This is a genomic window from Vibrio kyushuensis (assembly GCF_050337325.1).
Lineage (GTDB): Bacteria > Pseudomonadota > Gammaproteobacteria > Enterobacterales > Vibrionaceae > Vibrio > Vibrio kyushuensis.
Genome location: NZ_JAKJSV010000003.1, coordinates 524,952 through 538,770, shown reverse-complemented (window position 1 = coordinate 538,770; position 13,819 = coordinate 524,952). Strand labels below are relative to the sequence as shown.

At 43.6% G+C, this 13,819-nt stretch carries 10 protein-coding genes and 8 tRNA genes; 17 read left to right on the top strand and 1 reads right to left on the bottom strand.

The window, feature by feature from the left end; translation table 11 throughout:
• Window positions 1-29 precede the first annotated feature (29 nt).
• From surE to rpoS, 4 genes are all read left to right on the top strand, one after another.
• Complete coding sequence (gene surE, locus L4D20_RS08835) at window positions 30-791, top strand: 5'/3'-nucleotidase SurE (RefSeq protein WP_428801200.1); 762 nt, start codon at window positions 30-32, stop codon at window positions 789-791.
• Complete coding sequence (locus tag L4D20_RS08830; protein WP_428801199.1) at window positions 788-1,414, top strand: protein-L-isoaspartate(D-aspartate) O-methyltransferase; 627 nt, start codon at window positions 788-790, stop codon at window positions 1,412-1,414. The genes surE and L4D20_RS08830 overlap by 4 nt, the downstream gene beginning before the upstream one ends.
• Window positions 1,415-1,416: 2 nt before the next feature.
• Window positions 1,417-2,292, top strand: coding sequence for a peptidoglycan DD-metalloendopeptidase family protein (locus L4D20_RS08825; RefSeq protein ID WP_428801198.1), 876 nt, complete (start codon window positions 1,417-1,419; stop codon window positions 2,290-2,292).
• 70 nt (window positions 2,293-2,362) lie between these two features.
• Entirely contained in the window at window positions 2,363-3,376 is a 1,014-nt protein-coding gene (rpoS, locus tag L4D20_RS08820; RefSeq protein WP_428801197.1) for an RNA polymerase sigma factor RpoS, read from the top strand.
• 169 nt (window positions 3,377-3,545) lie between these two features.
• On the opposite strand, the gene mutS is transcribed toward rpoS, so the two are convergent.
• Window positions 3,546-6,107 carry a DNA mismatch repair protein MutS gene (mutS, locus tag L4D20_RS08815; RefSeq protein WP_428801196.1) on the bottom strand — a complete coding sequence of 854 codons (2,562 nt, stop codon included), beginning with the start codon at window positions 6,105-6,107 and terminating at the stop codon, window positions 3,546-3,548.
• Between the two features lie 103 nt (window positions 6,108-6,210).
• Between mutS and pncC the strand changes: the two genes are divergently transcribed.
• The 13 genes from pncC to L4D20_RS08750 all read left to right on the top strand — a co-directional run bounded on the left by pncC (window position 6,211) and on the right by L4D20_RS08750 (window position 13,776).
• Window positions 6,211-6,729, top strand: a complete 519-nt coding sequence (gene pncC / locus L4D20_RS08810) for a nicotinamide-nucleotide amidase (RefSeq protein WP_428801195.1) — start codon at window positions 6,211-6,213, stop codon at window positions 6,727-6,729.
• 195 nt (window positions 6,730-6,924) lie between these two features.
• On the top strand, window positions 6,925-7,962 hold the full coding sequence (recA, locus tag L4D20_RS08805) for a recombinase RecA (RefSeq protein ID WP_428801194.1): 1,038 nt from the start codon (window positions 6,925-6,927) through the stop codon (window positions 7,960-7,962).
• Window positions 7,963-8,212: 250 nt separating this feature from the next.
• Window positions 8,213-10,798, top strand: a complete 2,586-nt coding sequence (gene alaS, locus L4D20_RS08800) for an alanine--tRNA ligase (RefSeq protein WP_428801193.1) — start codon at window positions 8,213-8,215, stop codon at window positions 10,796-10,798.
• Window positions 10,799-10,983: 185 nt separating this feature from the next.
• Window positions 10,984-12,171 carry an aspartate kinase gene (locus L4D20_RS08795; RefSeq protein ID WP_428801192.1) on the top strand — a complete coding sequence of 396 codons (1,188 nt, stop codon included), beginning with the start codon at window positions 10,984-10,986 and terminating at the stop codon, window positions 12,169-12,171.
• A 92-nt stretch (window positions 12,172-12,263) separates the two neighbouring features.
• Window positions 12,264-12,464, top strand: coding sequence for a carbon storage regulator CsrA (csrA, locus tag L4D20_RS08790; RefSeq protein WP_248007442.1), 201 nt, complete (start codon window positions 12,264-12,266; stop codon window positions 12,462-12,464).
• A gap of 182 nt (window positions 12,465-12,646) precedes the next feature.
• Window positions 12,647-12,739 (top strand) — tRNA-Ser (locus L4D20_RS08785).
• A gap of 71 nt (window positions 12,740-12,810) precedes the next feature.
• Window positions 12,811-12,887: transfer RNA gene (locus tag L4D20_RS08780), tRNA-Arg, on the top strand.
• Window positions 12,888-12,931: 44 nt separating this feature from the next.
• Window positions 12,932-13,024: transfer RNA gene (locus L4D20_RS08775), tRNA-Ser, on the top strand.
• A gap of 67 nt (window positions 13,025-13,091) precedes the next feature.
• Window positions 13,092-13,168, top strand: a tRNA-Arg gene (locus L4D20_RS08770).
• A gap of 81 nt (window positions 13,169-13,249) precedes the next feature.
• Window positions 13,250-13,326: transfer RNA gene (locus tag L4D20_RS08765), tRNA-Arg, on the top strand.
• Between the two features lie 72 nt (window positions 13,327-13,398).
• Window positions 13,399-13,475 (top strand) — tRNA-Arg (locus tag L4D20_RS08760).
• 82 nt (window positions 13,476-13,557) lie between these two features.
• Window positions 13,558-13,634, top strand: a tRNA-Arg gene (locus L4D20_RS08755).
• Between the two features lie 65 nt (window positions 13,635-13,699).
• Window positions 13,700-13,776: transfer RNA gene (locus tag L4D20_RS08750), tRNA-Arg, on the top strand.
• Window positions 13,777-13,819 lie beyond the last annotated feature (43 nt).

Genomic DNA, 13,819 nt, shown 5'->3' with positions numbered 1-13,819 from the left:
TATGTTGGGTTTATTAAGGTAGAGCGAAAATGAAGCCTAAGTTAAAGATATTGATCAGCAATGATGATGGCGTTCACGCGCAAGGAATTCATGCGCTAGCTGATGCCTTAAAAGAGATTGCACAGATCATCATTGTTGCCCCTGATCGAAACCGGTCTGGGGCATCTAACTCATTAACCTTAGAGCAACCTTTAAGAGTAAATGAGATTGCACCACAAGTTTATTCAGTGCAAGGAACACCTACTGACTGCGTACACTTTGCACTCAATGAGCTAATGAAAGACGATCTTCCTGACCTTGTGTTGTCTGGTATTAATCACGGTGCAAATCTGGGTGATGATGTACTTTACTCTGGCACTGTGGCTGCGGCGATGGAAGGGCATTTCTTAGGTGTTCAATCGATCGCTTTTTCGTTAGTTGGTAAAGTTAACTTTGACGCTGCAGCTCAAGTAGCGAAACAGATTGTCGAGCAGCATATCGCACAGCCTATCCCTACTAATCGATTACTTAACGTGAATATCCCTGATAAAGATAGTCACAGTGACTCAATCATAAAAGTGACACGTTTAGGTGCCCGCCATCACGCTGAGAATATGATTAAGCAGAAAGATCCACGCGGACATGATATTTATTGGTTAGGTCCCCCGGGAAAAGAGCAGGACGCAGGGGAAGGCACAGACTTTTATGCGGTGGATAAAAACCAGATCTCGGTTACACCACTGCAGGTAGATCTTACCGCACATGAATCTTTGCGAGCGATGGAACATTGGTTTAAGGAAAAGAGATTATGACAAACCCACATGCTGACAAGCTTATTGATTTTCTTGTCGCGAGTGGCATTCAAGATCCACGAGTATTACAAGCAATCAGAAACCTGCCTCGAGAATATTTTGTATCTCAGGCGATGGTTCATCAAGCTTATGATAATAATGCACTGCCGATTGGTCAGGGGCAGACAATATCTCAGCCTTATATCGTTGCTAGAATGACAGAGCTGCTGGCGCTAGAGCGAAGCAGTAATGTGTTGGAAGTCGGGACTGGTTCAGGCTATCAAACCGCGGTACTTGCTCAATTAGTGGATCATGTGCATTCAATTGAGAGAATAAAGACACTGCAATGGGATGCGAAAAGACGCTTGAAGCAGCTTGATATCTATAACGTTTCTACCAAGCACGGTGATGGTTGGAAAGGATGGCCTAATAAAGCGCCCTTTGATGCCATTATTGTTACAGCAGCAGCAGAGAGCGTTCCTCAAGCACTTCTAACGCAGTTAGCTGAAGGTGGGCGAATGATTATCCCTGTAGGGGAAGATGAACAGCAGCTTATTAAAATTACCTGCCAAGGCGGTGAGTATCATTCAGAAGTTATAGAGATGGTGCGTTTTGTTCCCCTAGTTGCCGGTGATCTTGCTTAGATATGAGTATATTTTCCAGAAACATACTGGTCATTTGTTTTGTCAGCCTCTTAGTTGGATGTGCTGCACAAAACCCTGCGCCTGTTTCTGGATTAAAGAAAGATTACAGCAGTGTTTCTCGTGGTAGCTATCGAGGCAGCTTCTACGAAGTGAAAAAAGGCGACACGCTCTACTTTATCAGTTACGTAACAGATAAAGATGTAAAAGAGATCATTCGTAATAATAACTTATCGCCCCCTTATACTATTCATCCAGGTCAAAAACTTAACTTATGGCGTAAGAATTATGTTGCTCCAGCCTTTGGTGGTACAGGTGTGGGAGCAGTTGCTGCTACAAGTACCGAAAAAACAAGTAAAAACTCTAAACCTGCAAATACATCAGCCAAAACTAAAGTAGTACAAAAAGATCCTCCAAAGAAGGTTGATCAATCAAAATCAAAGGAGTATGTTAAATCAACAAGTCAACAAAATGTTAACAATGTCACAACTAAGACAAAACCAAAAAACGACAAAGTTAGCAGTTGGATATGGCCTACCAAAGGGAGAATCATTAAGAAGTTTTCTGCTGGAGAACAAGGAAATAAGGGTATTGACATAGCAGGACAGCGAGGTCAATCCGTCGTTTCAACAGCAGGAGGAACCGTTGTTTATTCGGGTAATGCGTTAAGAGGTTACGGCAATCTAGTGATTGTAAAACATAATGATAACTACCTCAGTGCATACGCTCATAATGATCGGTTGCTTGTACAAGAAGGACAGAGTGTAAAAGCAGGTCAAAAAATAGCAACAATGGGCAGTTCAGGGACCAGCAGTGTTCGATTACATTTTGAAATTCGCTACCAAGGTAAGTCGGTGAATCCAAATCGTTACTTACCGTAATTTACTTTAAGGGTAATTTAGCGACATTAAGAAGTAGTAATGTCTTGCTAGCTCGCCAGGGGGAGGCACTATGAGTATCAGCAATGCAGCAACGAAAATCGAAGAGTTTGATTTAGACAATACCGCGAAGGATGCCGGTAAAGCTAAAAAAAAACCAACGAAAGCAAAATCCACCGCTAAAGCAAAAGCAGCACCTAAAGCAAAAGCCGTCGCCAGTGAAGAAGCCGAGGTTTCTAGTAAAAGCCTAGATGCTACGCAACTTTACCTAGGTGAAATTGGTTTTTCTCCGCTACTTACTGCAGAAGAAGAAGTCTTGTTTGCTCGTCGAGCACTACGAGGTGATGAAGCTGCACGTAAACGCATGATCGAAAGTAACCTTCGTCTTGTGGTCAAAATATCTCGCCGTTACAGCAACCGTGGTCTCGCACTGCTAGATTTGATTGAAGAGGGAAACCTTGGATTGATCCGCGCTGTAGAAAAGTTTGATCCTGAACGAGGCTTCCGTTTTTCAACCTATGCGACATGGTGGATCCGACAAACAATAGAACGCGCTTTGATGAATCAAACACGTACTATTCGTTTACCAATCCATGTAGTGAAAGAACTTAATATCTATCTCCGCACCGCAAGAGAACTATCACAAAAGCTTGACCATGAACCAACAGCAGAAGAGATCGCATCAAAACTGGATAAGCCAGTGGAAGATGTGAGCAAAATGCTTCGTTTAAACGAACGTGTGAGTTCGGTTGATACGCCAATTGGTGGTGATGGTGAAAAAGCACTGTTAGATATTATTCCTGACATTAATAATTCAGATCCCGAAGTTTCAACTCAAGATAACGATATTAAAACCTCGTTAGTACATTGGCTTGATGAGTTAAATCCAAAGCAAAAAGAAGTGCTTGCACGTCGATTTGGATTGCTTGGCTACGAGCCATCTACTCTAGAAGAGGTTGGGCGAGAAATAAATCTTACTCGTGAAAGAGTTCGTCAGATCCAAGTTGAAGGGCTACGTCGACTACGTGAGGTATTGATTAAGCAAGGGCTTAACATGGAAAACCTCTTTAGTGTCGAAGATGAATAAGACGAATAGTGCTGAAGATAAATAACCTTAACTATTCGCTTTAAGTACTCGATTTAATTAGAAAAAGCTGAAATAAAAAGATCCCGCTATTAGGTAAATAGCAGGATCTTTTTTGTATTGATTGCTTTCTGTTTTCTTTACTACTCTTATCTTTACGACATAAAGAAAATCAGATCATTTTCTTCAAGCGATACAGCGCTTCAAGGGCTTGCCTTGGCGTAAGGTCGTCGGGATCAATCCCTGCAAGTGCAGATTCAACTTCGCTTGGCTCTGGAATCAAACTTAACTGATTAGCAATATCAACGGATGATGGTTTATTCTGTTCCGTTGCCGTACCTAATTGTTCTAACTGCGTTAGCTTATTACGTGCGTTTTTAATGACACTCTTCGGCACACCAGCAAGACCCGCTACAGCAAGGCCGTATGATTTGCTTGCTGCACCTTCTTGAACTGCATGCATAAAGGCAATGCTATCCCCATGCTCAACCGCATCTAAGTGTACATTGGCAAGATTTGGCAGCTGATTTGGAAGCTCAGTCAGTTCAAAGTAATGGGTCGCAAACAGTGTCATAGCGCCTATATTACTCGCAAGCCACTCAGCACTTGCCCAAGCCAAAGATAAGCCATCGTAAGTACTGGTTCCTCGTCCAATTTCGTCCATTAGAACCAGACTTTTTGGTGTTGAATTATGCAAGATATTGGCGGTTTCTGTCATTTCAACCATGAAAGTTGAACGGCCAGAGGCCAAATCATCAGATGCACCAATACGAGTGAAAATACGGTCTATTGAGCCGATCTGCGCCGATTCTGCAGGTACATAACTGCCAATGTGTGCCATGAGAGCGATCAGTGCTGTTTGACGCATATAGGTGGATTTACCGCCCATGTTCGGCCCAGTAATGATCAACATTTTGCGCTTATCGTTGAGTTCAATTGGGTTAGCGATGAACGGTGCGTCCATTACTTTTTCAACCACAGGGTGACGGCCTGCTTGAATATGAATCCCGGTTTCTTTGCTGATGGTTGGACGACAGTAATCTAAGCTTTCTGCACGCTCAGCAAGGTTTTGCAATACATCGATTTGTGATACAGCTGAAGCGATATTTTGCAGGCGTTCTAGGTGTGGAAGCAGTAAATCAAACAGCTCATCCCAAAGTTTTTTCTCAATGGCGAGTGCTTTTGATTTTGAACTCAGTACTTTGTCTTCATGCTCTTTTAGTTCAGGGATGATATAGCGCTCAGCGTTCTTAAGCGTTTGACGCCTTACGTAATGAGGCGGTACTAAGTGACTTTGCCCACGGCTAACTTGAATAAAGAAACCATGCACATTGTTAAAGCCAACTTTCAGCGTATCAATTCCGTGACGCTCTCGCTCTTCTGCTTCGAGCTTATTAAGAAATTCAGTTGCACCATCGGCTAAATCACGCCATTCATCCAACTCTTCGCTGTAGCCTGGTGCAATCACCCCCCCATCACGAATCACAACCGGTGGGTTCTCTTTGACGGCACGCTCTAAAAGATCGCGTATCTCCTCAAATGGTGCGGCATATTGGTGTAGCTTTACTAGATATGGTTGCTTTAGCTCATTGAGAGAAGCATGCAGATCGGGCAGTTGTTGCAGTGCTTGACGCAGTCTAGCCATGTCTCTTGGTCGAGCAGAACGAAGCGCTAATCGAGCTAAAATGCGTTCAATATCACCAATCTGTTTCAATGTTGGTTGTAAATCGCTATATAAGCCTAAATCTTTAAGCTCACCAATGGCATCAAGGCGTTGATTGAGTGTGTCAGTACAACGCATTGGTTGATGAAGCCAGCGTTTTAGCATTCGGCTGCCCATTGCTGTTGCACTGTGATCAAGCACTTCTGCTAGGGTGTTATCTAAACCGCCAGATAAGTTATGCGTGATCTCAAGGTTACGTCTTGTAGCTGCATCTAAAATAACCGAGTGATCTTGGCGATCAAATGTCAATGAACGGATGTGTGGCAGGGTAGTGCGTTGAGTATCTTTAACGTACTGAATTAAACAACCCGCAGCGCATAATCCAAGTTTTGCATTTTCTACACCAAAGCCTACGAGATCACGAGTACCAAACTGTTGGTTAAGCTGCTGCTTGGCAGTATCCAGCTCAAACTCCCACACCGGACGGCGACGATTACCATTTCGGTTGCTCATCAGGTGCACGGGTTCAAAGTCTTCCGGAAAAAGAAGCTCTCTTGGTGAAGTGCGCTGAAGCTCCGCGGCCATCGCTTCTTCATTCTCTGGCTCAATTAATTGAAAGCGGCCAGATGTCATATCAAGCGTTGCGTAACCGAACCTATCGCCGTGGTGGAAAATAGCTGCAATTAAGTTATCGACACGTTCAGAAAGCAGGGCCTCGTCAGTCACGGTGCCCGGAGTCACAATGCGCACAACTTTACGTTCAACTGGGCCTTTACTTGTTGCTGGATCGCCAATTTGCTCACAAATAGCGACAGACTCACCAAGTTGAACCAATTTTGCTAGGTAGCCTTCAATCGAGTGATAAGGAACACCGGCCATTGGGATAGGCTCACCCGCTGAGGCCCCACGCTTTGTCAGAGAGATATCAAGTAACTGAGATGCGCGCTTGGCATCATCATAAAAAAGCTCGTAGAAATCCCCCATACGGTAGAACAAGAGTATTTCAGGATTCTCAGCTTTCAGCCCAAGATATTGCTTCATCATTGGCGTGTGTTTTTGATCGGCTTTCACAGTTCTATTCTTTCGTTTTGATCTATTGCGGCTTAGGATACGTGAATACGATTCACGCGAAAAGATCCAAATTCATACGAAAGACACAAAGAGGTTCTCTGTCATGGCGTCACATCTAGTATTTAATGAACAGCTTAATAAGCAGCTCAGTAAACAGGTCGGTCAGCTACTTCTAGAAACAAAGCAGATCATGGCAACGGCTGAGTCCTGTACAGGGGGAGGGGTTGCCACCTCAATTACCGATATGGCGGGCAGTTCTGCTTGGTTTGATCGCGCATTTGTCACCTATAGCAATGAAGCAAAAATGGAGATGTTAGGTGTTAAGCAAGAGACATTAGAACAATACGGTGCAGTGAGTGAGCCGATTGTGGTTGAAATGGTTAATGGTGCTTTGTCCCATTCAAAAGCGACGTTGGCTGTCTCCATTAGTGGAATTGCCGGGCCAGGTGGCGCAACAGAAGGTAAACCAGTAGGAACGGTTTGTTTTGCTTGGGCAAGTAATTGTGATTGGCGTAAAGTTGAAACGATCTATTTTGAAGGCGATCGTGAGAGTGTTCGATCACAAGCAATAAGTCATGCACTTCAATCCGTTATTGATTATTTGAGTAAGAAATTAAAATAGTGGCTAGAAATAATTGACACTAAATAGTGTGATCCAAACAATATAAAGCTATTATTTTTTTCATACAGCTATAGACACTGTATGAATCAACAGTATAATAAAAGCCAATTAAAGACCCTTACGGGTAACCCGTATATCGGTAAACCAATTGTATTCTAGTTCGCAACTCAAACTGCGAACCGTGTGGAGATAGAGATGGACGCAAATAAAGAAAAAGCATTAGCCGCAGCCCTTGGCCAAATTGAAAAGCAGTTTGGTAAAGGTTCTATTATGCGTCTTGGTGACAACCGTACGATGGATGTTGAAACCATCTCAACAGGTTCACTTTCTCTAGACATCGCACTGGGTGCTGGTGGCCTACCAATGGGACGTATCGTTGAAGTATACGGTCCTGAATCATCAGGTAAAACAACGTTAACGCTTGAGCTTATCGCTGCCGCTCAACGTGTTGGTAAAACTTGTGCGTTCGTTGATGCAGAGCACGCACTTGACCCTATCTACGCACAAAAGCTAGGTGTTGATATCGACGCACTATTGGTTTCTCAACCAGATACTGGTGAGCAAGCTCTAGAAATTTGTGATGCGTTAGCACGCTCTGGCGCGATTGATGTGTTGGTTATCGATTCAGTAGCTGCTCTAACACCAAAAGCTGAAATTGAAGGCGAAATGGGCGACAGCCACATGGGTCTTCAAGCGCGTATGCTTTCACAAGCGATGCGTAAGCTAACGGGTAACCTTAAGCAGTCTAACTGTATGGCAATCTTCATTAACCAAATTCGTATGAAGATTGGTGTGATGTTTGGTAACCCAGAAACGACAACTGGTGGTAATGCACTTAAGTTCTACGCATCGGTTCGTCTTGATATCCGTCGTACAGGTTCTATCAAAGAAGGCGACGAAATCGTTGGTAACGAAACGCGAATCAAAGTAGTTAAGAACAAAATTGCAGCACCATTTAAGCAAGCTGAAACTCAAATCCTTTACGGAAAAGGCTTTAACCGCGAAGGTGAGCTAATTGATTTAGGCGTGAAGAACAAGCTTGTTGAAAAAGCGGGCTCTTGGTATAGCTACAATGGCGATAAGATTGGCCAAGGTAAATCAAACGCTGGTAAGTACCTTCGTGAGCACCCAGCTGTTGCGCTTGAAATCGATACTAAACTACGCGAAATGCTGCTAACTCCAGCTCAACTTGAAGAGCCAGAAAAAGAAGAGCAACCAGAAGAAGAGTTGTAATATTTAGCTAGATTCTTCCCTGATTTAAATCAAGGCCCTGCAATGCAGGGCTTTGTTGTATTTACCATTCAACACTCCTATCAAGCTGAACATTTCCCCCTCAAATATTGAATGCGAAACTGTATTAAATGACGAATTAGTCCCTCATTTGAGGTCAATAGCGTCTTTTTAGTTAGAAAACTAGTCTATGACTTAACCATGATCTACAATACGGCAAAATTCTAACTCGATAATTTTCAGGAAGAGCTGCATGTACATGAGCACTGATGAGGTTCGCAACGCGTTCCTTAAGTTCTTTGAAAGCAAAGGACACCAAATCGTAGACAGTTCATCGTTAGTTCCACATAACGATCCAACCCTGCTATTCACAAACGCAGGTATGAACCAATTCAAAGATTGCTTCTTAGGCTCAGAGAAACGAGCCTACACGCGAGCGACTACGTCTCAGCGTTGTGTACGTGCTGGTGGTAAACACAATGATTTAGAAAACGTTGGCTTTACTGCTCGTCACCACACCTTTTTTGAAATGCTTGGTAACTTCAGCTTTGGTGACTACTTCAAAGAAGATGCTATTGCGTTTGCTTGGGAGTTTCTAACTGAAACTCTACAGCTTCCAAAAGAACGTCTGCTTGTTACCATTTATGAAACAGACGATGAAGCGTTTGATATCTGGAACAAAACGGTAGGTATTCCTGCTGATCGTATCGTTCGTATTGGCGATAAAGAGGGTGGTAAGGCGTTTGAGTCAGATAACTTCTGGCAGATGGGCGACACCGGTCCTTGTGGTCCATGTACTGAAATCTTCTATGATCATGGTGAGCATATCTGGGGCGGGCGTCCTGGAACGCCAGAAGAAGATGGCGATCGCTTTATTGAGATCTGGAATAACGTATTTATGCAGTTTAACCGTCATGCCGATGGCACGATGGAACCACTGCCAAAACCGGCTGTTGATACGGGTATGGGTATCGAGCGTATCTCTGCAATTATGCAAGGCGTTCACTCGAACTATGAAATTGATGTTTTCCAAACATTAATCAAATCAGCGGCAGAAGTGATTGGTCATGACGATCTTTCTAATCAGTCTCTACGTGTGGTTGCTGACCACATTCGTTCATGTGCATTCCTCATTGTTGATGGTGTTATGCCGTCAAATGAAGGCCGTGGTTATGTACTTCGTCGTATTATTCGTCGTGCAGTACGTCACGGTAACAAGCTAGGTGCTCAAGGTTCATTCTTCCATAAACTGCTTCCTGTACTTATTGAAGTCATGGGCACGGCGGGTGAAGAGCTTAAGAAGCAGCAAGCTATTGTTGAAAAAGTTCTGCGTATTGAAGAAGAGAACTTTAGCCGAACTCTAGAGCGTGGCATGGTTATCTTAAATGAGGCTCTTGATAATCTAGAAGGCAGCGTACTAGACGGTGAAACTGTCTTCAAACTGTATGACACTTATGGATTCCCTGCTGACTTAACTAATGATGTTGCGCGTGAGCGTGAATTGTCTATTGATGAAGCTGGCTTTGAAAAGGCGATGGAAGAGCAGCGTAAACGTGCTCGTGAAGCGGGCCAATTTGGTACCGACTACAACGCGACTATCAAAATTGATAGTGAAAGTGAGTTCTGTGGTTATGAAGCAACGACAGGCAGCAGCAAGGTATCAGCACTTTTTGTTGAAGGCGAAGAAGTTTCTACTCTTTCTGCTGGTGACAAAGCGATCATCGTATTAGATGAAACGCCGTTCTATGCAGAATCAGGTGGACAATGTGGTGACGCAGGTCAGTTGATTACTGACGCTGGTGTATTCACTGTTGAAGACACACAAAAGCTAGGCAATGCAATTGCCCATCACGGTGTACTTTCTGAAGGTGTATTCGCTAAAGGCGACGAAGTAAGCGCAAAGGTTGATGCATCACGCCGCGCTGCCATTACTTTGAACCACTCAGCAACTCACTTACTACACGCTGCTTTGCGTTCTGTTCTTGGTGACCACGTTGCTCAGAAAGGCTCATTGGTTAAGCCAAATAATCTACGTTTTGACTTTTCTAACTTAGAAGCGGTTACACCTGCTGAGTTGAAAGAAGTAGAGCGTATGGTTAATGCTCAAGTTCGTCAAAATCACGTTATTGAAACTAACATCATGGATATCGAGTCTGCTAAACAAAAAGGTGCTATGGCACTGTTTGGTGAGAAGTATGATGATGAAGTTCGCGTACTATCAATGGGTGAGTTTTCTACAGAGCTTTGTGGTGGTATTCACGCAAGCAACACGGGTGACATTGGTCTATTTAAGATCACATCGGAAGGTGGCATTGCTGCGGGTATTCGTCGTATTGAAGCGGTGACTGGTGAAGCGGCGTTGGATGCTGTTGATGCACAGCAAGCTCAGTATGAAGAGAAACTCAGCGAAGCTGCTAGCAAGTCAAAGCAATTAGAAAAAGAGATCCAACAACTGAAAGGCAAGATGGCTGCTGCGGAAAGCGCGAACATCATGGGTAAGGTTGAAGAGATCGAAGGTACAAAAGTTCTTGTTGCTGCCATCGAAGGCGGTGACAACAAAAACTTACGCGTAATGGTTGATGAAGCTAAGAATCGCGTTGGTAGTGGCATCATTCTTCTTGCGAACGTTAACGATGGCAAGATTGGCCTAATCGCTGGCGTGACTAAAGATCTTATCGGCAAAGTGAAAGCTGGTGATCTAGTCAAGATGGTTGCAGAGCAAGTTGGTGGCAAAGGCGGTGGCCGTCCTGATATGGCTCAAGCTGGTGGTAATGATATCGAAGCATTACCTGAAGCACTTACTTCTACTCGTGCTTGGTTACAAGAGCGCTTGAAGTAACCGTTAGCAAAAAAAGTATGCTTAATTGAAAAGTTTTGATTGAGCATAACAATGTTATTAGAACCAAGTGGTTTAATTGGCCGAAATACAGAGCCAAGTAGACGACTTGGTTTTTCTCTTTTACATACCTATGAAGTTTGTTTCTGTAGGTCCAATAAGATTTAGTCTTGGGAAGGTGAAGGCTGGTGAAAAAGCCCGTTATCGTACAAAAATTTGGTGGGACGTCAGTAGGAACGATTGAATCGATTCATACTGTCGCCAAACATATTATTAATGCTAAGAATCAAGGCAATCATATTGTGGTTGTTGTGTCAGCTATGTCAGGAGAGACGAATCGCTTAATGTCTTTGGCAAAGCAGATCGACAGTGTGCCAAACGCGCGCGAGCTTGATGTCTTGTTGTCATCTGGAGAGCAAGTCTCGATGGCACTGCTTGCTATGGCGCTCAGTAAACTTGGGTATAAAGCGTGTTCACTAACAGGAACACAAGCCAGCATACAGACAGATAACCAACATAATGACGCCACGATCAAATGCATTGATACCTATGCGATTGAAAGCCGACTAGAGCAAGACAACATAGTCATTGTAGCTGGCTTTCAAGGGATTAATGATAACGGAGACATCACGACTTTAGGGCGTGGCGGATCAGATACCAGTGCTGTTACGTTAGCTGGGGCACTAAAGGCGAAAGAGTGTCAGATTTTTACTGATGTTGATGGCATTTACACTTGCGATCCAAGAGTGGTTCCCAATGCTAAGAAACTAGATGTTATTGATTTTCCATCGATGGAGCAGTTGGCCCGTAAAGGTGCCAAGGTATTACATTTGCCCTCAGTTCAATATGCATGGAAAAACAATGTACCGCTTCGAGTTCTTTCTACTTTCAAAACGAACAATGGCAGTTTGATTCAAGGAGAGGTAGCGTCCAAAAACGTTGCAGGAATCGCGATAAGTCGAAATATGCTATTGGTCGAGATAGAGCCCGCACACTTAGCAAGTGCGACGACACAGTGCCAAATGCTCGGGATCACCATCTGGAATGTGATCAAACATCCAGATCACGTGAGCATTGTGATTGAACATGACTCAATTTCTAAATTGGATCTGGTGTTCAGTGACAAAATCCGTAATAGTTCAGAGGTAAGCCTGTTAACGGTCGTTGGCTTGCGAGCAAAAGGATTGATTAAGTCATCAAAGCAGTTGTTAATAGGACGTGATATTAACGTTGTCAGCGATTTTATTGAGAATGAATCATTGACGATTGTTTTATCTAAAGATTGCGTAGATAATGCAGCTTATGTGCTACATGATGCTTATATTGCCCAAAGCCAAGCATTCGATGGCCAAAAGAAACACGTGCTTTTAGGCTAATATTGATTAACATTATTGTTTACGAAAATATAACTTTTGTTAGATAATGCTTTCGTAGCAAATTTATTTAGAGACTACTCAAGGAGCTAGTAATGCTAATTTTGACTCGCCGTGTTGGCGAAACTCTTATGATCGGTGATGAAGTAACTGTCACTGTTCTTGGTGTAAAAGGTAATCAGGTTCGTATCGGTGTAAATGCTCCAAAAGAGGTTTCTGTACACCGTGAAGAGATCTACATGCGAATCCAAGCAGAAAAAGGTAATGGTAACGTTGCACCTGGCGGCAGTTACTAATATCTAAGAGGCTAGCATCTATGCTGGCCTTTTTTGTGAGTTTAAAACAGATAATACGAGTAAAAAGAGTGATTTCACATCGCTTTGATTAAATTGCAAACGGTTGACGTTTTTTTTAATCTTTTTGCCAAGAAAGTGTTTGACATATTTTCGGTAAATCGTAATATGTGCCTCCGCAAGACGGAGAGGTGGCCGAGAGGCCGAAGGCGCTCCCCTGCTAAGGGAGTATGTGGTTTATAGCCGCATCGAGGGTTCGAATCCCTCCCTCTCCGCCATTCTTGCTTATTTGTTGTAGCATACAAATAATTGTTTGTTTTAGCAGGCAAACAGACAGAGAACAAAATGTGCGTCCTTAGCTCAGCTGGATAGAGTACCTGGCTACGAACCAGGCGGTCGGAGGTTCGAATCCTCCAGGACGCGCCATTCTTTTTAAGAGTCACTTCTTATTAGAATGAAAGATATAATGTGGAGAGGTGGCCGAGTGGCCGAAGGCGCTCCCCTGCTAAGGGAGTATGTGGTTTATAGCCGCATCGAGGGTTCGAATCCCTCCCTCTCCGCCATTTATTGGCCTTAGGTCAATTTTTTTGTTCCAAAAGAAATAAATTGTGATATTGTTCACAATCTTGTGCGTCCTTAGCTCAGCTGGATAGAGTACCTGGCTACGAACCAGGCGGTCGGAGGTTCGAATCCTCCAGGACGCGCCACTATTTAGGGTTTTCATTAATCCTGATATTGATAACTTAATTAACACTAAGTTAATAGAGAATTCAGTATCGAAACCTTGTGCGCTCTTAGCTCAGCTGGATAGAGTACCTGGCTACGAACCAGGCGGTCGGAGGTTCGAATCCTCCAGAGCGCGCCACTATTTAGGGTTTTCATTAATCCTGATGTTGAAATTTGCTTTATAAGTAAAGTGTTCCAATATCAAAACCGTGCGTCCTTAGCTCAGCTGGATAGAGTACCTGGCTACGAACCAGGCGGTCGGAGGTTCGAATCCTCCAGGACGCGCCACTATTTAGGGTTTTCATTAATCCTGATATTGAAGATCTAATTAGCTTTACCGCAACTTAGACAATTCAATATCAAAACCCGTGCGCTCTTAGCTCAGCTGGATAGAGTACCTGGCTACGAACCAGGCGGTCGGAGGTTCGAATCCTCCAGAGCGCGCCACTATTAAGGGTTTTCATTAATCCTGATGTTGATACTTATCTTAGTTATTAATATCAAAACCCCACGCGTCCTTAGCTCAGCTGGATAGAGTACCTGGCTACGAACCAGGCGGTCGGAGGTTCGAATCCTCCAGGACGCGCCACTATACGAAAGCCTCGCTAATTAGCGAGGCTTTTTAATTAACA